Here is a 22,564-nt window from a genome sequence, read left to right on the forward strand (position 1 = left end):
TTATTTTTTTTCAAAAAAACTCAACAACTGTTTATTTATTCCGCAAATTAAAACTTTTCATCTATTTTTTGAGCATTATTGGAGCAGGATTGGTTATTTTATTTGATGCTTGGCTTTCTTTATCTATTTCTTGCCATTTCAAAGGGCGGCAATCGATATATTCACAATAGCCACTTTCCCCTACATAACATTCTTGATTAATTTTTGCTTGATAGCTAAAACTTCCTACATAGCCCGCAGCTAATCCAAATTTATAATCACCTCGACTTTGTGCTTGGATATCAATTTGAATATTTTCATCTTGATATTGCCATGCAAACTCTCTAGGCAAATACATTTCTTGCTGGTTTACAGTTTTAACTTTTGGAAATACACGATGAATTTTAAAATATACGCGCTGATTTAACATGCTCAATTCATTATTCTGTAGATCTCGAATGTAGATTCGTGAATGTAGAATGTTATTGAGCTGATCACGACTGTGCATCAAAATCATTTGTCGATCATCAGTCAGTTGAATCAATTGGTAAACATATAAGGCATAAGGCAAATACGGAAAATTAACCAATCGAGCGTATTCAAATGCACCATTCTGCTTTATTTCAAATTTCTGATCTTTATATGTAATCTGCCCTTCGCAATGCGCAACTATAGACCAATGTTCTGCAAAACCAAATTTGAGATGCACGAAGTGTGATAATAATGGCGTCGTGGTTATATTTAAATCTAGGCTTAATTCATTGTCTTGACGTTGTATTTTAAAATCTGGAAATTGCCCAAGGACGTGTTCTCTATCTCCAAACTTAAAATCTGTATTGTTATTTTGATCGATTTGGAATTTACACTGTTTTTTGATTGAATATGCGTTGAGTTGCCCAGCCATATGTGGGCTCGAACTACTCAAAGTCGTGACTGTGTCTAAGGCAAAAGTTGAAATTTCACTTTGATTGCAAAATACAGGATTATTCGGCTGCCCAATAAGACTAAAGAAATTTATGTAATGTAATGGTGCAGGTAAATTTGCAATCACTAGTTTCTGATGGATAATTTTATATTTATCTTTCGGTGGATGATAAAAAAGTTCGACAGGCTTGCGAGCTTGATTCAGCTGTTTAGACTGATCTAAGAAATCTTGAAACAATCGCATATCAAGCTCCTTACCTACTTCGAACTTCTTATGAAGTCATCTCTTATTATTCATTAATGGTATTTTTTCTAGCCAAAAAGGTGGTAATAAAACCTGAAATTGCATAAATAATCGAGATCACCAATATTCCCACTGGAATGTTATACGTGATCGCAGCCAAAATAAATACAGCAATTGGTAATACAAAAAATGGAACGCGTTTACGATCGACAGTTTTGAATGAATAATATTTAATATTCGAAATCATCAACAAACCAACAGCAACAATTGCTGCGGCGTTCAAAGCTTGGATTGCCTTATCTTTTAAATCAAAAATATAAGGGAAGTCTTGTCCAACCCAAACCCAAGCAATAATGATAATTGCAGCCAATGGACTCGCAACACCAATAAAGTAACGCTTATCCACAACACCTATTTGAACATTAAAACGTGCCAAACGAAATGCGGCACAAGCGGTATAAACAAAACAAGCCGCCAAACCGATACGACCTAGATCATGCAAACTCCAGCTATACATCAATATTGCGGGTGCAACACCAAATGCCAATAGGTCTGATAATGAATCAAATTGCTCACCAAAAGCACTTTGTGCACCAATCGCTCGTGCTACACGACCATCTAAACCATCAAATAAAGCAGCAAGAAAAATGGCATAAATGGCTTGAATATAATCACCATTCATACTGGCAATAATCGAGTAAAAGCCAGATAACAACGCAGAGGTTGTGATCAAATTCGGCCATAAATAGATTCCTCGACGTTTCACCTTCTGCCCTTCATGCGTATGCTCTTCCTCTTCCACTTCAAAAGTAATGCCATCAAAAGCATGATTTTGATCTGAAGTGTTAGGGCTTTCTGGTTTATTTATATTTGTCATTTTTGAATCCTATCTATGGCTCAGTTAGAGCTGTTGATATTCCAACTCATATTTATAGCGTTTATTTCTAAGTAAAATCATATGAATGACATCCTTTATTGATCTAAATTTTGTCATTCACATGTTTGATCATATTCATTCGTCGATCAATTTTTACTTGGTTTATTCACCCACTAACCAACGAACTGCAGCATGTCCACCATTTTCACTCATACGTAAATGAGGGAACAACCATTGTAGGGCTTCATCTGCATCCTCAGAAAATTTCCAAGGTGGGTTAATGACCAATAAACCACAACCATTTAAACCTACAGGTGTGTCATCTGGCCAGACACAAACTTCACACACCAATTGACGGCGAATACCTGTTTTGATCATTTTCTTTTCAAAACGTTCAATCATGGCACGATCTTTAATTGGATACCAAATTGCAAAAACACCTGTTGACCATTTCTTATGTGCAGCTGCAATGAGTTCAACCAACTGTGGAAAATCTTTACGCTCTAATTCATAAGGTGGATCGATCATCACCAAACCACGTTTTTCTTTTGGTGGAATCACACCGAGTAAGCCTTCGTATGCATCACGCTCATGCAAACCTGCACGCTTGTCACGAATATTATAATAAAGCTGTTGAAATACATCACGTTGCATTTCAAAAATCGTTGCTTTATCGATATCACGCATAGCTTCTAATGCAAACCAAGGTGAACCTGGATAAGCACCTTTACCTGAAGTTGCACGCATATCTTCAACAACTTTTAGATACTGTTTAACACCTTCAGGGGCATTACGCTTAATCGAATCATCGAGTTTAACCAAACGATGAATACCTGTTAAAAACTCACCTGATTTTTGTGCTTCTGAGGTTGATAAATCGTATTTACCCGCACCACCATGTGTATCTATATAGCGATAAGGTTTGTCTTTGGCATTTAGACGTGTCAAAAGTTGTAGCAATAACACATGCTTCATGACATCGGCAAAGTTGCCTGCATGGTAATGGTGACGGTAATTCATGTTTCAAATCATTCCTGAGTTCAACAGACATTTTAGCACGAAAAAATATTTCTTCACTGCCCATCGTTTGTTCTAAGATAGATCGATAATTTTTATCTGCTCTTTTTTGGACATTTATGGAAGCAACAACACTCCCAAAATCATGGAATATTGATCAAACCTTAGATGATTTAGATCAACAAGGATTTGCTGTGATTGATCATGTTTATTCATATCACTATGTATATCAACTGGTTAAAGAATGTATTTCCAATTTAAATTGCTTCCGTGAAGCTGCAATTCAGAATGGCGTCGTCAGTAATGTTCGTAGTGACCATATTTTATGGATCGATGAAAATTTACACATTGCACAACATCATATCAATACATTAAAACAACTTTCTCAGTTGTTAAATCGTCATTTTTATCTAGGCATTAACGATGTAGAAGCACATTTCGCCTGTTATAACACAGGGGAGTTTTACGCATTACATCGTGATAATCCACAAAACAAAAATGGCCGAATAATTTCTACCGTGTACTATTTGCATGAAGAGTGGCAAGAGAGCTGGGGCGGAGAACTTCATTTACAAGATAAAAAGAATGTCTGGCACACTATACAACCCAAACCTAATCGCATTGCAATGTTTCAAAGTGATTTATTGCACGAAGTCATTCAAGCAAAGCATCAACGTCTCTCGATTACTGCTTGGCTTAGAAGTGATCAAAACATTATCTAATAGGCTGTATTGAGTTTCATTTTTGCAACGCTGAATATCAATGTATTAACCTTTAAATTATGAAAATAGCCTGCATAATATGAATATAAATAAAGAGGATTCAGCACATGTTTGAAAATACAAAACAAATCATCTCGCGTATTGGGGAAACAGATCAATTGTATTTGTCAAACAATACGCCTGAACTCGCACTTGAGCGTGGCGATTTGCGCTTACAACTGGTCACCCTTAGCAACTCTAAGCAGGAGCAAGTTCATTTTCTGCAAGAAGCGATTGTTTTACTGGAAACAGCACGAATTGAATATGATGAAATGCCGATGTCATTGTATATAAAGCTGTCTTTACACTTAGCCAAAGCCTATATGATCTATTTCGAACTGACTAAGGAAGCTCGTTATGCTTTGATAACTCAGCAAATTTTAAAACCAATGACGCAACATGAAAATGGCGATATTTATTTCATGCTGGCTTATGCTTCAGTCAGTAAAAAAGATTTTGCACTGACTCGCCACTGGTTAAGTAAATATGTGAAGTCTGATGCATTTGATTTGGAGTTATATCAGCAACACCCTGCTTTTAATGCTGTTCGTCATGAAGCTTGGTTTATGCAATTAATTCAAAATAAATTGCATTAAGTTAAAAATTCAAGCTAAAAACTCAAAATCGCTTCAGAGTTTTATTGTTATCATAACAATCCATAGCACAATAGAAAAGATGGCCATAATAGCCATCTTTTTTTTGTTGCACTTGGGAAAATGAAAAAACGTTAAGCAATTTGTAATTTGTATGCATCCATATGAAGTTGTTGGTTTAATTCATCTATCCAAATTGCCCAATCATCATCTTGAACTAGATGACTGATCAGAAAATCACGTTGAGAACGACTCCAAAATGGCGCGTCGTGTAAATTTTGATTGGCTGCAAGCTGATGTGTACGCACATAAAGTTCGATTGCTGCAGGGCTATTGGCTAATCCTAACTGCGCAAACAATAATTCTAAGGATGGTTTGTTCGTCCTGAGCATGGCACACTCCTCATATAAATATAATTGTCATTGGTTATGCAAATAACTTATAAGAAAATCAGAAAAAAAAATAGCCCTTGGGCTATTTTTTCTTGTTTCAATTTGTGATGATTTTTCCACCGTACAAAAATACTTTACGTTTTTATTTCCGCTGTAAATCTTGGCTTAACAATTCATTTAATGTGTCAATCACAATCGCCCATTCATCATCTTTTTGCCAGTGACTACTTAAAAATTCACGTTGAGAAAGGCTCCAAAAATCAGCTTGATGCATCATCACGTCTTTTGGTAATTGGTGTGATGCTACAAAATTGTCGATCGACGTTTGGTCTGAGCCCAAACCCAATTGTTCAAATAAAAGTTCTAAAGTTGGTTGTTCATCAAACATCTTATTTCCCTCAAGTTATTTATTTTCAATACCTAGGATTAGATTTTAAACTATCGATATTTCTTTTCTTTTCCAACTGTTTCTTGATTTATTCTTGTTATTTTTTTGTTGATTGGTTTTAGTCTACAAAACAAAAAACACTCCATTTGGGGTGATGTTGATCAGTTAAACATTTTTAATCCTCCCCAACCCTCCTTTGAAAAAGGAGGGAGTATCGTGGATTCAATACTACATTGAATTCATGAGTGTTCCCCTCTTTTGTAAAGAGGGGTTAGGGGAGATTTATCAATCAGTAATAATAAAATTACTCTTAACTGACTGGACATTACCCATTTGGAGTGCTTTCAAAATTAATCTTGAGAAGATTAACTTTTAATTACTTAAGCATATCAGCAATTGCTGCGCGCTCTTCTTCAAGTTCTTGAAGTGTTTTGTCCATACGTTCACGGCTGAATGCATCAATTTCTAAGCCTTCAACACGCTTGTACTCGCCATTTTCGCAAGTTACAGGAACACCGTACATCACGCCTTCTGGAATACCATAAGAACCGTCAGATGGGATACCCATTGTTACCCACTCGCCATTTGTACCAAGTGCCCAATCACGCATATGGTCAATAGCAGCGTTAGCAGCAGAAGCAGCAGAAGAAAGACCACGAGCTTCGATGATTGCAGCGCCACGTTTACCAACGGTTGGAAGGAATACATTTTCGTTCCAATCAGCATCGTTGATTTTGTCTTTTAAGCTTACGCCATTTGCAGTTGCAAAACGGTAATCAGCATACATTGTTGGAGAATGGTTACCCCAAACAGTCATATTTTTGATGTCTGCGACAGCAACACCAGCTTTTTGAGCAATTTGTGTTAACGCACGGTTGTGGTCAAGACGTAACATTGCAGTGAAGTTTTTCGCTGGAAGATCTGGAGCAGATTTCATTGCGATGTAAGCATTTGTATTTGCAGGGTTACCTACAACAAGTACTTTAACATCGCGGCTAGCAACTTCATTCAGTGCTTGACCTTGACCAATGAAGATTTCACCGTTCACTTTTAACAGGTCAGCACGTTCCATACCAGGACCACGTGGACGTGAACCAACCAATAACGCGTAGTCAGCATCTTTAAATGCAACTTTAGGATCATCAGTACCGATCATGCCAGCCAATAATGGGAAAGCACAGTCATCTAATTCCATCATTACGCCTTTAAGCGCAGCTTGAGCTTTCTCAAATGGAACTTCTAACAATTGCAAAATAACAGGTTGGTCTTTACCAAGCATCTCACCGCTAGCAATACGGAATAATAAGCTGTAACCAATTTGACCAGCTGCACCAGTAACGGCAACGCGAACAGGTTGCTTCATGTAATTATCTCCAATTGAGGATCGTTAATGTGATTAAACGTTTAAATCCGTTTTAATCGAATTATCATAAACGGCAAAGATTGTACTCCAATCTGTTGAACGTTGCATGTAAAAGGGAATGCTTTTCCACAAAAGTATGATAGGAAATATAAATAAAATATATAAAAAAGCTTAATAAGTTCCTTTAATCGAGAATGTATTTGGGCAATTTGAAACAATATGATTCGAACATTGTTTATACTGCCCATTCACTCGATAGCATACTTGAACCTCTGTCAAAACAGGGTTGCTCAATGGATTTTGGCAAGTAAAACGAATGCTATTGTTATTCATGCCAGGATTTAATTTTACAAATTGATTTTTCAACACATTATATTGAACGTTTTTATTTTCTGAACTGGTCAAATCTGCTGGAACTTTTAACTTATCTGCCAAATTAATGACTGTCCTAAAATATTGGCTTGCATTCATTGGCACACAACCACCAATGCTACGCCACAACTGAATCCGTGCATTTTCTTCTGGCATCACTCTTGCGACCACTTTGGCTTGTAAAGGTGACAAGCTCGCAGAACTATTGGTTGCACAACCTCGCTCAGTTGTTTCAGGCAATAGCCCTGTAATCGTTAGAGAATAACCTTCCAAACATTTGCGTTGTTTTTGCTTACTTGAATCCAAAGCACACACTGCTGGTGTTAATTGCACCTGCATCACATAACCTTGCAATTGCGGAGCAGCAATCAACTGAGAATTAAACAGAAAGAAACCTGCACAGCATAAAACCCATGCTGTTGCCCGTTTTTTCAATTTACGCAAAAGTTTGAAAATCATTGGCCTACCAATAGCATTCTATATTCAGTTCAAATTATTCACTACTGTGTCGCACGTGTTGGAATCATGGGCATACGGCTTTCAATCGCTTGAGGGCCTTGTCCTAATAAAATTCCATAATGTGCGGCATTGGTCATAACGTTTTTAACATAGTCACGTGTTTCATTCAGCGGTATAGATTCGGTATATTGATCTGCTGATAAATTTTGATCATCAGGTTGCCAACGTTTTGCACGATTAGGCCCTGCATTATAACCTGCTGTTGCCAATACTGGGTTATTACTCAACTGCCCATGAATCATAGACAAGTAAAAAGTACCATAACGAATATTGGTATTGGCATCACTCAAAGCGGCAGGATTATAAGTTTCCCCCATTTGACGTGCGACTAATTTTGCCGTTCCTGGCATGATTTGCATTAAACCACCTGCGCCGACATGCGAACGGGCAGCTGTCACAAAGCGACTTTCCTGACGCATTAAACCATAAGCCCAAGCAGGATCTATGCCTGCATTGCGACTATGACTTACCACCATTGCTTGATGCGGTGTTGCATAACGGTAGCTATAGTTGTGTTTTTTCTCAGTACGATCTGCTGCATAAATGGCTCGATCATACCAACCCATCTCTGTAGCTCGTTTTGCAGCAGCAAGTAACAAACCATCATCATGTTTTAAATAAGCTTGTCGGACTGCCCAATTCCACTCACGATTGGTATAGACCGCAGGTGCATCAATATTGCGTAAAGCAAAAGCACGACGGAAATGAATATCTTGATTTAAACGTTGCTGATCACTACTTGAAGGTTGTTCATTATCAAGACGTGCATTATATTTTTGCCCGATATGATCTTTTGCCAATAAGTTGTGATAATCATCTCCCGCCATCGCTAAACGCTGAAAAATTTCTCTTGCTGCCTTCTTCGACTGCGGGTCATTGCGTTGTTCCGAAGCTCGTGCTAACCAATATTGCCAACGATCTTCTTGCTTTTGCGTCACACTCATACTGTCAATCGCACGAATTACACTTTCCCAAGCACCAAAACGAATCGCCTGTCGTGCATAAATTTCTGCTTCTTCTGCGCTAAACGGCACACCATAACTCGCATCAAAATTTTGTAAAACTTCACGGTTAAAGTTATTCTTCATTACCGTGGTTCCACCGATATAACCCACTGTACGATAAATGTATTTTTGTACATCGGCAGGAACGTCCTGAACCAATTTAGGCACAGATTGCAAAGCACTGGTTAAATCTGTATCAGCCGCGCGCCCCAATGCATAGACCAAATAAGCATAATCCGAGACATTGGTTTTAGGGGCTGACCACAAGTAATTCAAAGGATTGGCTTGAATTTGATTGAGCTGAGCCAATGATAAATTGATGCCTATAGATTGCGCAGTCGTAATGGCTTGCCCCGACTGACCTGCTCTCAATTGCGCATATAAACGTTGTTGACGATCTTGAGTCGTCATCAATGGACTTGATAACATCATGCGACCTAACCCATTGCAAGCTTCTGGTTGCGCATTGGTTGCCAACCATACGTCTTTAAACTCTGCAAAAACCAAAACATCGCCTGTTTTTGCTCTGACTTGGGCAACTGCACAATTCTCAGCTTGATCGGCATTGGTTACATATTGCAATACAGGTTGTGCGCTCGCATAGTCAGCTTGTTTTACTTTTTCTTCAACATAATCTGCAGCAAGTTTTTCAGCCATCGCAGATTGTGGGTAGCGTTGTGCAAAAGCAACAATATTTGCAGCGGGTTGAAAAGCGAGATTGGAATTCAGTGACCAATATTCAGGGTAATATCCCAAAGCATCGTTTTGCATCGCAATACGATATTGTTCTAAAGTACTTGAATCATTTGCACTGCGTAAAGCATCATTAAATTGCTCTTCTGCTGCATGAGCGACTTGCAAAGCTGTACATGCCATCATTCCTGCAAGGTAAATCTTGAATTTATTTTGTTTAAATTGTTGCTTTAACACCGTTTTTCTCTCACCCTGCATGACTTGCCTTTCACTAGCTGATGCACTTATTTGTGCTTAGTTTAAGTATTCTAATCCATTTCTACTGTTGTGTTATGTAACCTTATGATTCACCATCAATATTCTTTTGTATTTTTTATTGATCATTTTCAAAGACAAAACTATAACAAATAAATATTTCTCCTGAGCTTGTGTGAAATACTGTAAAATAGTCCGCCATTTATGAGCCTGATAAAATAACAGGTTCTTAAATTTAGAATTCCCTTATTTTAGTTATAGGATAAACGCCTCTATGACGGTTCAAACCTTCATTCCCAATGGTGCCAAAGCTGCCTCAGAAAACACTGTTACCCAGCCACAGCACACCCCAGCCGACGGTACAGTTAAAAAACTGTATATCGAAACGCAAGGGTGTCAGATGAATGAGTACGACAGTCATCGTATGGCAGATCTTTTAGGCGACTCACACGGTTATGTACTCACAACTGACCCAAGTGATGCAGATATTTTACTGATGAATACCTGTTCGATTCGTGAAAAAGCGCAAGAAAAAGTTTTTTCTGAATTAGGTCGTTGGCGCAAACTGAAAGAAAAAAATCCAGATTTGGTGATTGGCGTCGGTGGTTGTGTCGCTTCCCAAGAAGGCGACAACATTCAAAAACGTGCGCCTTATGTCGACATGGTATTTGGACCACAAACTTTACACCGTTTGCCACAAATGCTTGATCAGCATGTAGATCAAATTGAAAAACCTAAAAAAGATAAAATTAAACTGGTGGATATTTCATTCCCAGATATTGAAAAATTCGACTTTTTACCTGAACCTCGTGTTGAAGGTTATAAAGCCTTTGTTTCAATCATGGAAGGGTGTTCAAAATATTGCTCTTTCTGCGTCGTGCCTTATACCCGTGGTGAAGAAGTTTCTCGACCATTGGACGATGTTTTGGCTGAAATTGCAGGTTTAGCTGAAAAAGGCGTTCGTGAAATTTCGCTTTTAGGTCAGAATGTAAATGGCTACCGTGGCGAAACTTTTGAAGGTGAAATTTGTACCTTTGCAGATTTATTACGTCTTGTTGCAGAAATTCCGGGAATTGGCCGTTTACGTTACACAACCTCACATCCACTTGAATTTAACGATGATTTAATTCAATGCTACCGTGACCTACCTCAAATGGTTTCACACCTCCATTTGCCTGTTCAAAGCGGTTCAAATGACGTGTTACAAGCCATGAAACGTAACCATACCATTGATGTGTATATCGAAAAAATTGCAAAACTACGCAAAGTTCGCCCTGATATGCATTTATCTTCAGATTTCATCATTGGTTTCCCGGGTGAAACCGATGCACATTTTGAAGAAACCTACCAATTTATCCAAGATTTAGACTTTGATCATTCTTATAGTTTTGTTTATTCAAAACGTCCGGGCACACCTGCATCAGACCTGCCAGATGACACAACGGATGATGTGAAAAAAGAACGTTTAGCCAAAGTTCAACATTGGATTAAACAATCAAGTATCCGTAAAACAGACGCAATGTTAGGAACAATTCAACGTGTCTTGGTTGAGAATGTTTCCAACAAAGATCCGAATTTATTGGTCGGTACTGCTGATAATACACGTTTAGTAACATTTGTAGGTGACGCCTCTTGGGTCGGACGCTTTGCAGAGATTGAGATTACAGAGATTAAGACCCTAAATTTAGTTTACGGAGAACTCTTGAATCTTGAGCCTGACGTGGCGTAATGTAAGGGTATAGACTAAACTTCAAAGAAGGATATCTCTTGACTGCAGCGATTCGACGTACAGTAGCTTTTCCGGGCATTTCAGTTGAGCGTTTAAAAAGCATGTTAGGTGCTTATAATGGTCATCTGAAACAAATTGAACAACGTTTAGAGGTCAGCATTTCTCACCGTGGAGATAGTTTTTATCTCGATGGTGAATTAGAGGCTGTTGAGCGAGCAGAGAGTTTATTGCAGCGACTACATGCTGAAGCTGAACTCTCTCAGCAAATCAGTGCAGATACCATTCATTTGATGATTCAGGGTAGCCAGACTGACCGTGAATTACAACAAGACCTTTCCGATAATGAACACACCGGCTTAGACGAAGTTTGGCTACAAACGCGTAAAGGCCGCATTAACCCACGTGGTGCAAACCAAAAGCGTTATGTGCAACGCATTCTGCAAAGTGATATTTCTTTCGGTATCGGACCTGCGGGTACGGGTAAAACCTATCTTGCGGTTGCCGCTGCCGTAGATATGTTAGAACGCAATGAAATTCAAAGAATTCTTTTGGTACGTCCTGCTGTCGAAGCAGGTGAAAAGCTCGGTTTCTTACCGGGTGATTTGAGCCAAAAAATCGATCCTTACTTGCGCCCACTTTATGATGCCTTGTATGAAATGCTTGGTTTTGAAAAAGTTGCAAAATTAATTGAACGCCAAGTGATTGAAGTTGCACCGCTCGCCTATATGCGTGGGCGTACCCTCAACCATTCTTTTGTTATTCTGGATGAAGCACAAAACACCACACCTGAACAAATGAAAATGTTCCTTACACGTTTAGGTTTTGGCTCTCGTGCAGTCATTACAGGTGATATCACACAGGTTGATTTACCTCGCGGTCAACAATCTGGTTTGGCACATGCTTTACGTGTCATCGACAAAATTAAAGAAATTCACATCACTCGCTTCCATTCTCGTGATGTCGTTCGTCATCAGCTGGTACAAAAAATTGTCGAAGCTTATGAAGGATGGGACAGTGAACAACATCGTTTAAGTGCCGAAGCACGTGCCGAACGTAAAGCACGTCAAGAAGCCTTAATTTCTGAAAATGACTCGGCAGCTGATGCTCAACATACTGAGCAAACAACCCGCAGTCAGGAAAATGTTTAAGGACTGGTTTTGAAACTTAGCCTCTCGTTACAACAATCGTTTGAAGCACCTGAATTGGTGCTCAAACGTGCTTATTTGAAAAAAGTCATTGAAACAACTTTACGTTATATCGATGTCGATCAAGACTGTGAAATCGGAATTGCTTGTGTCGATCATGATGAAAGCCATAAGCTTAATCTCGAATACCGTGAAAAAGATAAATCGACCAATGTTTTGTCTTTCCCAAGCGATATTCCAGAAGAAATTTTACCAATGCTGGATGCCTTACCGATTGGTGATTTGGTGATATGCATCCCTGTTGTTTTACAAGAAGCCCTTGAACAGCAAAAGACACCGATTGAACATTTCACGCATATGCTAGTGCATGGTACTTTGCATTTGATGGGTTATGATCATGAAACATCTGACCAAGATGCAGAAGAAATGGAAGCTTTAGAAATAGAAGTTTTGAAAAAATTAGGATTTGAAAATCCTTATACGATCAAAGAAAGCTGATTGTTTTAATCAAGAATAGTTCCCGTCTTCATGAGATGGGACGATTCAATATAAGACCGAATACAATTCACTAATAATACAGTTCACCGATAAAGAAAATTTATGAAATACGTTGTTATTTTCAAAGCAAAAATACAATCTCTAGATCAAGAATATTTTGACACAGCCAATCAATTACGTGAAAAAGCATTAACTGAGTTTAACTGTCAAAAATTTGAAGCAGTTGCTGAAAATGATTTTGAAATTGCTTTGTCTTACTGGAATTCACTTGAAGATATTCAAGCTTGGCATAAAGATGCTGAACATCAAGTCGCTCAGCGTCTAGGTAAACAGCGTTGGTACGAGAGTTTTAGTGTTGAAGTTTGTGAGGTTTTAAAAGCGTATTCAACTTAGAAATACATATTTTAACCGTATTGACTCAATTTCAACGCACTTCAAACTCAGCCTCAGCAGGGTCAAAACGCCACGTTCGGATGATACGTAATTCTGATATGTCCTTCATTTTAGCGTCAAAACGTCCAAACGGCGCACCTTTACGAACGGAACTTTTTGCAGCTTCATCCAAGATGCTATGACCTGAACTTTCTATCAGTCGAATCGCACGAATACCACCTTCATTATTTAAAATCACCATCAAACGTACTTCGCCTGAAAGACGTTGCTGTTTGGCTAAATCGGGATAGTAACGGTTACCATACATTTCTACTTTTTCACGGAACTTATCCAAGTACCCTGCCGAGGCATCCTGTTTTGCTTGAATACCATCTAGTGTTTTAATTTTTTGTTGCTTACTGAAATTTTGCTGTTTTTGTAAATATTGAGCTTCCAAACTTGCCACCATTGCAGCTTTGGCTTGAAATTGACTCTGCATTTCATCCATGGCTTTTTTACGATCGTTTTGTTCAGCTTGTTTTTGCCAACTTAAAACGGTCATTAATACCTTTTCTTCAAAATTTAATTCACGCTTTTGCTGAATTTGTTCCAAAGTTTCAAGTTGTTGATCTCCCGCACTTTGGTCCGCAGATTGGGCAGGCATGTCACTCGACATACGATGTTCTTTTCGAAACGTTCCAGAGCCTTGTTGGTCTGCTTGTGCTAAAAAATCTGCTTCTTTCACTTTATCTACGCTTGGACGCAAAGTTACAGCGATTTCTTTTGTTGCTGCATCATTTTCTTGAGGCATGCCAAATTGCATTGATAAAAATAATGCATGGGCAATCGCAGCTGTAGACACAGCCCCGATGAATAATGGGTCTTGCCACCAAGATTCAAAATGCTTTGTATTGGCATATAATTTTTTTATCATGACATTAATCCGACAAAATTCCCCAATCGCCAAATCTATAATTCATTTAATTCAGTTATTCTTACATTTATCATCAATAATGTGACAAGATTCATGATAAAAACAACCAAATTTCAAACCACTCAAAATGGTGCAATGTTTTTTGTTAAACTGCAATCGTTAAACTTGGTTTCTTTTAATAATCGACAAGTTTATCGCCTTAATATGATGATGATTTGGGACAATACTTATGCCGACGCTGCTTTCTAACATCGCCAAACGAATTCGACAAGTATACCAAAAAGCGGAAGGTTTTATAGAAGAAGAGCGTGAATTTCCCGTGTCTCAAGTCTTCCTGAACGCCACATTTAAGCGTTATGTCACAGACAATGTCAAAATACTAGAAGATTTACATGCAGATTTACACGATGATTGGCTCAGACTTTATGCAACAATCAATGTCAAAGGCATGCATTTGGTCCTCTCTGTTGACCTAAGATTGGTGCAGATGGAACTGAATAAAGACATGCAACTTATTGTCTTCGAACAAATTAGCGACACTCAAGTTATTGAAGCAAGTTACCCAAATATTGGCTATAAAATGGGTGTTACCTGTGCTCTATTCTTCTACCAAAAAATTCTCAAAAAAGATCCATTGGGCATGATCTTAGAAAAATTCAATGTCATCAAAGTCCAAGATGATCTATTACATCTCGATTTAAATCGTTGGTTAGGCAAAAGTCGTTCTATTATCGATACTTTAGCTAAAGTACATGTCAATCATGCTGAATTGCGTGAAACTGAACTGGTCATTTTAGGCAATGTCAATCTTGCAGCCTTACTCAGTAAGTTTAGAGAAAACCGTGTAGAAGACTGGGATGATGATGCCGATGATTATATTGAAGCTGAAGTCACCCCCATTCAACAAAAGAAGTAGCACAATATTTCAAGGTGTAGCATTCAAAATTTATACATAAACTCACAGTTTAAATGGAAAATTTGCTATTTTGTTCGCAATTGAGTTGCATAATGAACACAACATATAAATGATACTTTTAAATGCATAGGACATTTAATTATGGCAAAAACATTATTTAAAACATTCAGTATTGCGACAACCCTTTCAAGTGCTGTGTTATTCACTGCATTTTCAAGCAATGCACTTGCCATGAGCCCTTTCCAAGCCAGCTATGACTTTGCTTATAATGGAAAAAATCTAGGTTCAGCAACGCGTACTTTAAGTAAAAATGGCAACAATTGGACTTATGTTTTTGCAGCTAAGGCCGCAGCGATTGCATCTGCAAGTGAAACAAGCCGTTTTAGTTTTAGCAATGGTCAAATTAACTCAAGCAGTTTCAGTCGTACCAGTAAAGTTTTAGTACATAACGATACAATGACGATTAATTTTAATCCAAGTACCAAAACCATTAATACCAAGAAAAAAGATAAAGCCCGTTCTTTTGCTTGGAAAGCAGGTGCTTTGGACGAGTTAAATGCTGAATTACAAGTTCGTGAAGATTTAAAAGGATCAGGACTTAAATCAAACTACTTAATTGCAGATGCTAAAGGCTTAGATTCACGTCGTTTTGTAAAACAAGGTACTGAAACGATAAAAACACCAGCAGGTAGTTACAATACAATTAAAGTGGTTTTAACCCATGATAATGGTTCTAAAAGCTCAATATTTTGGTTAGCACCACAATTGGACTATTTACCTGTAAAAATGTCACATGTTGATGGTAAAACATCTTATAACTTGACCTTAACAAGTTACAAAAAGTAAGAGATTTTTCACCATTTAGTCAATTTCAGCTTGCATTTTTTTGGGTGCTTTTTAAAATACGCTTTTGCTTGAAAAAGCACCTTGCTCCTAGAGGATTCTCCCTGTGCACGCACTAGAACAGAAAATCTTAGCTGAAGGTATCGTTCTATCTGATCAAGTTCTGAAAGTCGATTCTTTTTTAAACCACCAAATTGACCCAGTCATGATGCAACTGATTGGTCAAGAGTTTGCAAGTCTTTTTAAAGATGCAGGCATTACCAAAATCATTACGATTGAAGCTTCAGGTATAGCACCTGCGGTCATGGCAGGTTTAGAGCTTGGTGTCCCTGTTATTTTTGCTCGTAAATATCAATCTTTAACTTTAAAAGATGATCTATATCGCTCTAAAGTATTCTCTTTTACTAAACAAGTTGAAAGTACGATTGCGATTTCTAAGAAACATATCAACCAAAGCGACAAAGTTTTGGTCATTGATGATTTCTTAGCAAATGGTCAAGCGGCTTTAGGTTTAGCGGATTTAATTCATCAAGCTGAGGCTGAAGTTGTGGGTATTGGTATTGTGATTGAAAAATCATTCCAACCTGGCCGTGATTTACTCCTTGAAAAAGGTTATCGCATTGAATCATTAGCACGTGTTGAATCATTGGCAAATGGGACAGTCACTTTTGTACAGGAATAAACCTGTACAAATATGTATGACAAAAAAAGAGCACTTCGGGTGCTCTTTTTTATCATTTATCGTCATAAATCATAACTAAAAGACCAAATTTACCCTGATTAGCAATTATTTTTATCACGAATAATCACGAGAATAGAATATTATTTAATTTCATTATATCCTAGAGAGAAATCGCTAATCCATGGGTGTGATTAAATTCAAAAGATATCCCATCGATTTTATACTTTCTAAAACAAATAGCATTTAAGCCAAAACTTTTATTGAGAAACTTAATCTAATGATAAATAAAAAAAAGTTTACTGAACGGATATTCGATCCAAATCAATTATCGGGTTTGGATGAAGATCATTATATTCAACTTCCCGTAGACTTTATTCATGATCTAAGCAAGGCAGCATCTTTACAAGATCTACTGGATAAAATTGCTTTTTGGATATCACATGTTTTTGATGCCGACCGAGTCAGTATTACTCTCCAAGAAAATGAAGAATATCTTAAGCTCTATTCTATTTCTGGAAATCAAGCTATTCCTATCGATTTTAAAATTCCCATCAAGCAAACCTTTGTTGGTCGAACTTTTGCCACAGCAAAACTGATCATTTGCGATGATCTATCTCAGTCAGATGAACTTGACTGCCAAATGCTTACTCAGCATGGCATGGGTACTTGCATGGATGCCCCCATGATTCATAACGATATTTGCATTGGGACATTAAACGTTGCAGATGAAAGAAAATATTATTATAGCGAACAACAAGCAATTCTTTTACAGTGTCTCGCCAATTGGTTAGCCATGAATATTAAGTTACATCTACAGTTTCAGGAAATGGAAGTACTGGCATCTACAGATGAATTAACTGGCGCATTTAATCGACGTGTATTTATTCAAGAAAGCAACCAAACCATGTTGCAATTCTTCAAATCAAATATTCCCTTTAGTATTGGGATCTTAGATATCGATCATTTTAAAACACTCAATGACTGTTATGGTCATAAAGCTGGTGATTATGTGCTCAAACTTATGTCTGAACATATTCAGAAAGTTTTACGAGCCAATGACTTCTTGGCACGTATTGGTGGTGAAGAATTTGCGATTATTTTGCCTGCCTGTTTAAGCACAGAAGCGGTTCAAGTTTTTAAACGAATTCTTGCAACCATTGAAATGATGCAAATTCATTATGATGACAATATTATTTGTTTTACTGTCAGTATAGGTGTTGCTGAAGTCAAAAAACATGATGCAGATATAGAAGGTGTCTTTAAACGTGCAGATAAAGCCTTATATCGCGCTAAAAAACTGGGCAGAAATCAAATTTATTTGGCTGAATGAAAAACATTATTTTTAATTAAAATTAGATTTTTGTTTATTTTAAATTATTTTCACCTCATAAGCTCAATCAAGAGCAAACCAGGTTACAAGTCAGATAAATATTTTCATTTCGAGTTCAGCTAAAATACAAGAATATCTAGATACTTAGTTGATTGACTCAAGTCTAAAATCAAACAAAGTAATCGCATTATGATGATTCAATCATTCGTTACATCATAAAACAAGTTGTGAATTTTTAACGGAATATACCCCAAAGGCAAATCCCTCATGGATAAAGAAAATACAGTAAGCTGTCCAAAATGTGGTTCAACCGACCTAGAACGAAGTGACCACGAACAACTTCTTGGAAAAGCAGGTAGCGTATTACTCACCTCAGCGGGAGCGGCGGCAGGAACAGTCGGTGGTGCTGCTACAGGGGCTTCAGTTGGTGCGGCGATTGGAACAGTTGCAGGTCCTTTAGGCGTCATTGTGGGTGGTACTGTAGGCACATTTGTGGGTGCAATCAGTGTTGGGATTACAGGCGGTTTCCTCGGCAGACGGTTTGGTAAAAAAGCGGGCGAAATTGTTGATCAGAATATTTTCTTTGATTACCGATGTAAAAAATGTAAACATCGTTTTAATGTGGAAAGCGTAGAAAAACCTGAATAAAATCAATAAAAAATAAAGGCTTTATCGCTATATAATATGATAAAGCCTTTATTTTTTGATGTTTAAATACCAATATCTAACCTATTTAAGTTAAAAAATTAAACCATCCCTGCTATCAATTTTTTAACCACTTCTCCTAAACGTTTCCCCTGCTCTTCGCACAAAACCTTTTCATCCTGGCTCAAGCCCAGATCGTGTCTAGGTCCACTCACATGACTTGCACCATACGGCGTACCCCCTGATTTGGTATTGGATAATGCAGGATTGGCATTGGTTAAACCCATGATCATCATGCCATGATGAAATAAAGGCGGAAGCATGGTCAGCAAAGTACTTTCTTGTCCACCGTGCATTGACCCTGAACTGGTAAAAACGCAAGCAGGTTTGTCGTGTAATGCACCATTCAACCAAAGACTTGTCGTTTGATCCCAAAAATACTTCATTTCAGAAGCCATATTACCAAATCGTGTTGGAGAGCCTAACGCCAAACCTGCACAGTTTTGCAAATCATCCAAACTACAATAAATATCACCTTGTTCAGGAATACTGGCTTGCGCCTCTTTAACCACGGTTGAAAGATTGGGTACCGTTCGGATTTTTGTCGCAACACCTGCGGACTCGATTCCATTGGCGATTAAATGCGCCATCTCTTTGGTAGAACCATATTTGCTGTAATATAAAACTAAAACATAAGCTTGCATATTTGTAGATATTCAAATTTGAAAAATAAACTATACGGTATTTTGCTTGATTTTTGGGTAAGCTAGACCATGAAAGTGGAATATATGCTGAAAAAAATTGAGATAAAAGATATATGCTTAAATTACTTAAAAAACTCCCTTTTTACGATCAGATGTGGTTTCAATTTATACTTTTTGTACTCCGTCGCTTTGAAACTGATCGTTGTCGTGAACAAGCGGGGTCTTTGACATATACCACTTTGTTTGCTGTTGTTCCTATGCTGACGGTTTTTTTAGTGATTATTTCATCAATCAAAGCATTAGAACCTGCTCGACAACAATTACAACAAATGATTTATAGTAATTTCTTGCCTAAAACCAGTATTGCCTTTGATAAAGCCTTTAATGTTTTTACAGAAAATTCGAGCAACTTGACTATTATTGGTGTGCTATTTCTATTTATTACTACCGTGATGATGCTCACCAGTATTGAAACTGTATTCAATCGGATTTGGCGAGTTCAGGAAACACGCAATGGCATCATTGGTTTTATGCGCTATTGGACGATTATTTCACTCGGTCCTATTTTACTGGGCAGTGCTTTTGTTATTTCTTCAACACTGGCCTCTATGAATATTCTGAGCAATAACTTCGCAGGCTATGAAGTGGATGGCGCAGCAGTGTTTTGGATCATTTCTTTTTTACTGACTGTACTCGGTTTTTTTATTCTATATTGGACGATTCCTAATCGTCGTGTTCCAGTCCAAGCAGCAGCAATTGCAGGATTATTTAGTGCTATTGTTTTTGAATTACTCAAAAATCTGTTTGGCTTTGTGATGACCAACTTCACCAGCTACACCATTGTTTACGGTGCATTTGCAGCAATTCCAATATTTTTATTGTGGATTTTCATGTCATGGAATATTGTCCTTTTAGGCGTTGAAATCAGCTATGCACTTACAGCCTTCCATACTGGTAAAGTACAGACTCGCCACCCTGTTCTGATGCTTTTGGATATTTTAGAATTATTTTATAAAAAACAACAAACTGGACAAACAGTTACAGATGCTGAAGCACTCGAAATTTTAGGTCGTGGTGAAATTGGTCGTTGGCCTGCCTATGTCTTGTTATTGGAAAAACAAAACTTAATCAAACGTACAGATAACGATGAATATGTACTGATTCGGAATCTCGATACGATTGATTTTTGGTCTTTTTATAAGGCATTGCCTTATACTTTGCCAGATCGAGATGATGTTCAAAATATTCATGATGATGATATTTGGATGCAAAAAATTGGCCCATCACTCATAGAGTCTGATGAATACCTCGCCGCTAAATTATCAATACCGCTTTCAGCAATTTTAGATGATAAGTAACTTTGATTAATGAACCACTTTGATCAATCAACTGTTTGAATCAATAATATCTATTGTCTGCATCTACCTGAGAATATTGATAGAAACATTTTCAGGTCAATCAGCAAAGACGTTCATCTATCATAAAAAATGAGGATAGCGGCGGCTAAGTCAGTATCGTTTTACTGCCTTTCCGCTGTACTTTTCCAACACACTATTGCACCAATTGTCACCAATATTGTCCCGATCCAAAAAGCCAATTGTGGTGTTGCATCTAAAATCAGCATCGACATTACAGAAGAAAGGATCGGCATAAAATAAGTCACTAAAATCAATAATTTCATATCACCAAATTGCAAACTCTGATTCCAGTGACTATATGCAATACCAATCAAACTTCCTGTAAGTGCAATCGCAGCCCACATTTTAAAATTGGGAAAGCTAAATGGTTCAGCAGATACGAAATGTACAACCCATAATGAAACTGCCGTCACAGTAAAAAATAAGGGAACGGCATTATGCCCTTGTGCATATTTTTTAGTCAACACGCTATAGCAAGACCACAAAATTGCTCCAATCAATGCAAAACTATAAGCCACAGGGTTTTTCTGTAACACAGAAAACAACTTTGAAAGATTGAGAACATCAGGATTAACCACCATCATGAGTCCCAAAACGGCGAGAATAAAACCTAAAATGACGGGGAGTTTATAACTGAGTTGCTTTGCAAAAATTGCAAAGACAACAGTTAACGGTGGCCATAAATAATTAATCATACCAATCATTAAGACTTGTTCATGATCGTGCGAAAAAGCAACCGAACTCAGAAATAAAACTTCATAGAGTACAAAAAGACTACCACATCCCCATAAATAACTTTTTGGCATTCGACTCATCTGAGGAAAACCATTGAGCAATAAAATACTTAAAGCACTAAAACTATAGATCAATGCAATGGCTAAAATTGGGCTTAAAGACTCAGTGATCAACTTAACGACGGCAACCAAACTTGCCCAGATCAGAATTGAGGATAAGCCCATCCATGTATATCGATTCAATCTATTCAAATACGGCATAACCAATACACGTCACTCATCTTTATTGGGTTGATTCGGTAAAATGTAATTTCTTTTCAATCCACTGATGCAAACTGACGATCATCACCCCAAGTAAGACCAATCCTGTACCCAAAATAAAATTCATTTCAATATCTTCATTCAAAAAGATCACCCCAAAAATCATACCGAAAATTGGTGTCAGGAAGGAAAAAACACCTAAATGATTGGCGAGATAATGACGCAACAGCCAAAACCACAACATTAAACTCATAAACGACATGATCAAGGTATGAAAAGCCAAACTCCCTATAGCAATCATTGTCCAATGAATTTCAGCTTGCCCTAGAATAAAAGCCAAAGGCAATAAAAACACAAAACCACCGAGTAATTGATAAAACAAAGTTTGAGTGGGATGTGCATCAGACAATTTGGTCAATCTTAAAGAAATCGTAGTGAGTGCCCACATGATCCCTGCTATCAGTGCGAAAACATCACCCAATAGCATGTTGGAACCGATAGCCTGATCATCTCGCCCCATAAATGTCACAACAATGCCAAGGAAAGCGATAAAAATCCCGCCCCATTGAATCATCGCCAAACGTTCCGTCGGTAATTTCCAATGCAGCCCTAAAGCCACAAAAATCGGCGCAGTATATAACAAAACCACGGTATGAGAAGCTGAGGTAAAGCGTAATGCTTCTGCTACGAAAAAGAATTCGGCTGAAAATAAAAAAGCAATCCAAATGCCCGGTATAAAATATGCTTTAGAGAATAAGCTCACCCCTTGTTGCAATTGAATCAAGGGCAAAACCATAAGCGCAGATAAGCCTGAACGGATTGCGATTTGCATCATGGGAGAAATATCAGGCGCGGCAATTTTTAACACCACTTGCTGAATGCCCCAAATCATACATAACCCGATCATTAAACTCGATGCTTGAGCATCAATTGCTTTGCGCATATCCACAGATCTAACTCAAATAGAAATAT

Annotated in this window: 24 protein-coding genes; 12 read left to right on the forward strand and 12 right to left on the reverse strand. The window is 37.7% G+C overall.

What is annotated here, in order from left to right; all coding sequences use genetic code 11:
• Nucleotides 1-61 precede the first annotated feature (61 nt).
• The 3 genes from D7V20_RS13160 to D7V20_RS13170 form a co-directional block, all read right to left on the reverse strand.
• Nucleotides 62-1,147 (reverse strand): DUF6670 family protein, encoded by a 1,086-nt coding sequence (locus D7V20_RS13160; RefSeq protein ID WP_120384656.1) that lies wholly within the window; start codon nucleotides 1,145-1,147, stop codon nucleotides 62-64.
• A gap of 46 nt (nucleotides 1,148-1,193) precedes the next feature.
• Nucleotides 1,194-2,024 (reverse strand): CDP-diacylglycerol--serine O-phosphatidyltransferase, encoded by an 831-nt coding sequence (gene pssA / locus D7V20_RS13165; protein WP_120384657.1) that lies wholly within the window; start codon nucleotides 2,022-2,024, stop codon nucleotides 1,194-1,196.
• Nucleotides 2,025-2,186: 162 nt separating this feature from the next.
• Nucleotides 2,187-3,044, reverse strand: a complete 858-nt coding sequence (locus D7V20_RS13170) for a 23S rRNA (adenine(2030)-N(6))-methyltransferase RlmJ (protein ID WP_120384658.1) — start codon at nucleotides 3,042-3,044, stop codon at nucleotides 2,187-2,189.
• 116 nt (nucleotides 3,045-3,160) lie between these two features.
• Here D7V20_RS13170 and D7V20_RS13175 point away from each other — a divergent pair, with 116 nt between their 5' ends.
• Both D7V20_RS13175 and D7V20_RS13180 read left to right on the forward strand, forming a co-directional pair.
• Nucleotides 3,161-3,763, forward strand: a complete 603-nt coding sequence (locus tag D7V20_RS13175; RefSeq protein ID WP_120384659.1) for a 2OG-Fe(II) oxygenase — start codon at nucleotides 3,161-3,163, stop codon at nucleotides 3,761-3,763.
• 107 nt (nucleotides 3,764-3,870) lie between these two features.
• A complete protein-coding gene (locus D7V20_RS13180; protein ID WP_120384660.1) occupies nucleotides 3,871-4,398 on the forward strand; it encodes a hypothetical protein in 528 nt (175 codons plus the stop codon).
• Nucleotides 4,399-4,529: 131 nt separating this feature from the next.
• Here the strand turns inward: D7V20_RS13180 and D7V20_RS13185 are convergent, their stop codons facing one another.
• The 5 genes from D7V20_RS13185 to D7V20_RS13205 all read right to left on the reverse strand — a co-directional run bounded on the left by D7V20_RS13185 (nucleotide 4,530) and on the right by D7V20_RS13205 (nucleotide 9,312).
• A complete protein-coding gene (locus D7V20_RS13185) occupies nucleotides 4,530-4,787 on the reverse strand; it encodes a DUF2789 family protein (protein ID WP_120384661.1) in 258 nt (85 codons plus the stop codon).
• Between the two features lie 142 nt (nucleotides 4,788-4,929).
• Nucleotides 4,930-5,175: a DUF2789 family protein gene (locus D7V20_RS13190; protein WP_120384662.1), complete on the reverse strand. Its 246-nt coding sequence runs from the start codon at nucleotides 5,173-5,175 to the stop codon at nucleotides 4,930-4,932.
• Between the two features lie 376 nt (nucleotides 5,176-5,551).
• Nucleotides 5,552-6,538, reverse strand: a complete 987-nt coding sequence (locus tag D7V20_RS13195) for a malate dehydrogenase (protein ID WP_120384663.1) — start codon at nucleotides 6,536-6,538, stop codon at nucleotides 5,552-5,554.
• A gap of 171 nt (nucleotides 6,539-6,709) precedes the next feature.
• Nucleotides 6,710-7,369 (reverse strand): ribonuclease T2 family protein, encoded by a 660-nt coding sequence (locus D7V20_RS13200; RefSeq protein ID WP_120384664.1) that lies wholly within the window; start codon nucleotides 7,367-7,369, stop codon nucleotides 6,710-6,712.
• 41 nt (nucleotides 7,370-7,410) lie between these two features.
• A complete protein-coding gene (locus D7V20_RS13205; RefSeq protein ID WP_407923955.1) occupies nucleotides 7,411-9,312 on the reverse strand; it encodes a lytic transglycosylase domain-containing protein in 1,902 nt (633 codons plus the stop codon).
• Between the two features lie 343 nt (nucleotides 9,313-9,655).
• Between D7V20_RS13205 and miaB the strand changes: the two genes are divergently transcribed.
• The 4 genes from miaB to D7V20_RS13225 all read left to right on the forward strand — a co-directional run bounded on the left by miaB (nucleotide 9,656) and on the right by D7V20_RS13225 (nucleotide 13,146).
• The gene (gene miaB / locus D7V20_RS13210) at nucleotides 9,656-11,110 is read left to right on the forward strand and encodes a tRNA (N6-isopentenyl adenosine(37)-C2)-methylthiotransferase MiaB (RefSeq protein WP_120384666.1); all 1,455 of its coding nucleotides are present in this window, start codon (nucleotides 9,656-9,658) and stop codon (nucleotides 11,108-11,110) included.
• A gap of 38 nt (nucleotides 11,111-11,148) precedes the next feature.
• Nucleotides 11,149-12,258 (forward strand): PhoH family protein, encoded by a 1,110-nt coding sequence (locus tag D7V20_RS13215; RefSeq protein WP_120384667.1) that lies wholly within the window; start codon nucleotides 11,149-11,151, stop codon nucleotides 12,256-12,258.
• Nucleotides 12,259-12,267: 9 nt separating this feature from the next.
• Nucleotides 12,268-12,753, forward strand: a complete 486-nt coding sequence (gene ybeY, locus D7V20_RS13220) for an rRNA maturation RNase YbeY (protein ID WP_120384668.1) — start codon at nucleotides 12,268-12,270, stop codon at nucleotides 12,751-12,753.
• A 102-nt stretch (nucleotides 12,754-12,855) separates the two neighbouring features.
• The gene (locus D7V20_RS13225; protein ID WP_120384669.1) at nucleotides 12,856-13,146 is read left to right on the forward strand and encodes an antibiotic biosynthesis monooxygenase family protein; all 291 of its coding nucleotides are present in this window, start codon (nucleotides 12,856-12,858) and stop codon (nucleotides 13,144-13,146) included.
• 31 nt (nucleotides 13,147-13,177) lie between these two features.
• On the opposite strand, the gene D7V20_RS13230 is transcribed toward D7V20_RS13225, so the two are convergent.
• A complete protein-coding gene (locus tag D7V20_RS13230) occupies nucleotides 13,178-14,059 on the reverse strand; it encodes an energy transducer TonB (protein WP_120384670.1) in 882 nt (293 codons plus the stop codon).
• Between the two features lie 229 nt (nucleotides 14,060-14,288).
• Between D7V20_RS13230 and D7V20_RS13235 the strand changes: the two genes are divergently transcribed.
• The 5 genes from D7V20_RS13235 to D7V20_RS13255 all read left to right on the forward strand — a co-directional run bounded on the left by D7V20_RS13235 (nucleotide 14,289) and on the right by D7V20_RS13255 (nucleotide 18,478).
• Complete coding sequence (locus D7V20_RS13235; protein ID WP_120384671.1) at nucleotides 14,289-14,975, forward strand: hypothetical protein; 687 nt, start codon at nucleotides 14,289-14,291, stop codon at nucleotides 14,973-14,975.
• 141 nt (nucleotides 14,976-15,116) lie between these two features.
• Complete coding sequence (locus tag D7V20_RS13240; protein WP_120384672.1) at nucleotides 15,117-15,821, forward strand: DUF3108 domain-containing protein; 705 nt, start codon at nucleotides 15,117-15,119, stop codon at nucleotides 15,819-15,821.
• Between the two features lie 103 nt (nucleotides 15,822-15,924).
• Nucleotides 15,925-16,500, forward strand: a complete 576-nt coding sequence (locus tag D7V20_RS13245; RefSeq protein WP_120384673.1) for a xanthine phosphoribosyltransferase — start codon at nucleotides 15,925-15,927, stop codon at nucleotides 16,498-16,500.
• 277 nt (nucleotides 16,501-16,777) lie between these two features.
• Nucleotides 16,778-17,830 carry a sensor domain-containing diguanylate cyclase gene (locus D7V20_RS13250; protein WP_120384674.1) on the forward strand — a complete coding sequence of 351 codons (1,053 nt, stop codon included), beginning with the start codon at nucleotides 16,778-16,780 and terminating at the stop codon, nucleotides 17,828-17,830.
• 267 nt (nucleotides 17,831-18,097) lie between these two features.
• Nucleotides 18,098-18,478, forward strand: coding sequence for a hypothetical protein (locus D7V20_RS13255; RefSeq protein WP_120384675.1), 381 nt, complete (start codon nucleotides 18,098-18,100; stop codon nucleotides 18,476-18,478).
• Between the two features lie 98 nt (nucleotides 18,479-18,576).
• On the opposite strand, the gene wrbA is transcribed toward D7V20_RS13255, so the two are convergent.
• On the reverse strand, nucleotides 18,577-19,179 hold the full coding sequence (gene wrbA, locus D7V20_RS13260; RefSeq protein ID WP_120384676.1) for an NAD(P)H:quinone oxidoreductase: 603 nt from the start codon (nucleotides 19,177-19,179) through the stop codon (nucleotides 18,577-18,579).
• Nucleotides 19,180-19,292: 113 nt separating this feature from the next.
• On the opposite strand from wrbA, the gene D7V20_RS13265 reads away from it, so the two are divergent.
• The gene (locus tag D7V20_RS13265) at nucleotides 19,293-20,537 is read left to right on the forward strand and encodes a YihY family inner membrane protein (protein ID WP_120384677.1); all 1,245 of its coding nucleotides are present in this window, start codon (nucleotides 19,293-19,295) and stop codon (nucleotides 20,535-20,537) included.
• A gap of 161 nt (nucleotides 20,538-20,698) precedes the next feature.
• Here D7V20_RS13265 and yddG read toward each other — a convergent pair whose 3' ends face one another.
• Together yddG and D7V20_RS13275 are read right to left on the reverse strand one after the other, a co-directional pair.
• Nucleotides 20,699-21,592 carry an aromatic amino acid DMT transporter YddG gene (gene yddG / locus D7V20_RS13270; protein ID WP_120384678.1) on the reverse strand — a complete coding sequence of 298 codons (894 nt, stop codon included), beginning with the start codon at nucleotides 21,590-21,592 and terminating at the stop codon, nucleotides 20,699-20,701.
• A gap of 22 nt (nucleotides 21,593-21,614) precedes the next feature.
• Complete coding sequence (locus D7V20_RS13275; RefSeq protein ID WP_171407822.1) at nucleotides 21,615-22,541, reverse strand: DMT family transporter; 927 nt, start codon at nucleotides 22,539-22,541, stop codon at nucleotides 21,615-21,617.
• Nucleotides 22,542-22,564: the final 23 nt, after the last annotated feature.

Source organism: Acinetobacter rongchengensis (assembly GCF_003611475.1).
Lineage (GTDB): Bacteria > Pseudomonadota > Gammaproteobacteria > Pseudomonadales > Moraxellaceae > Acinetobacter > Acinetobacter rongchengensis.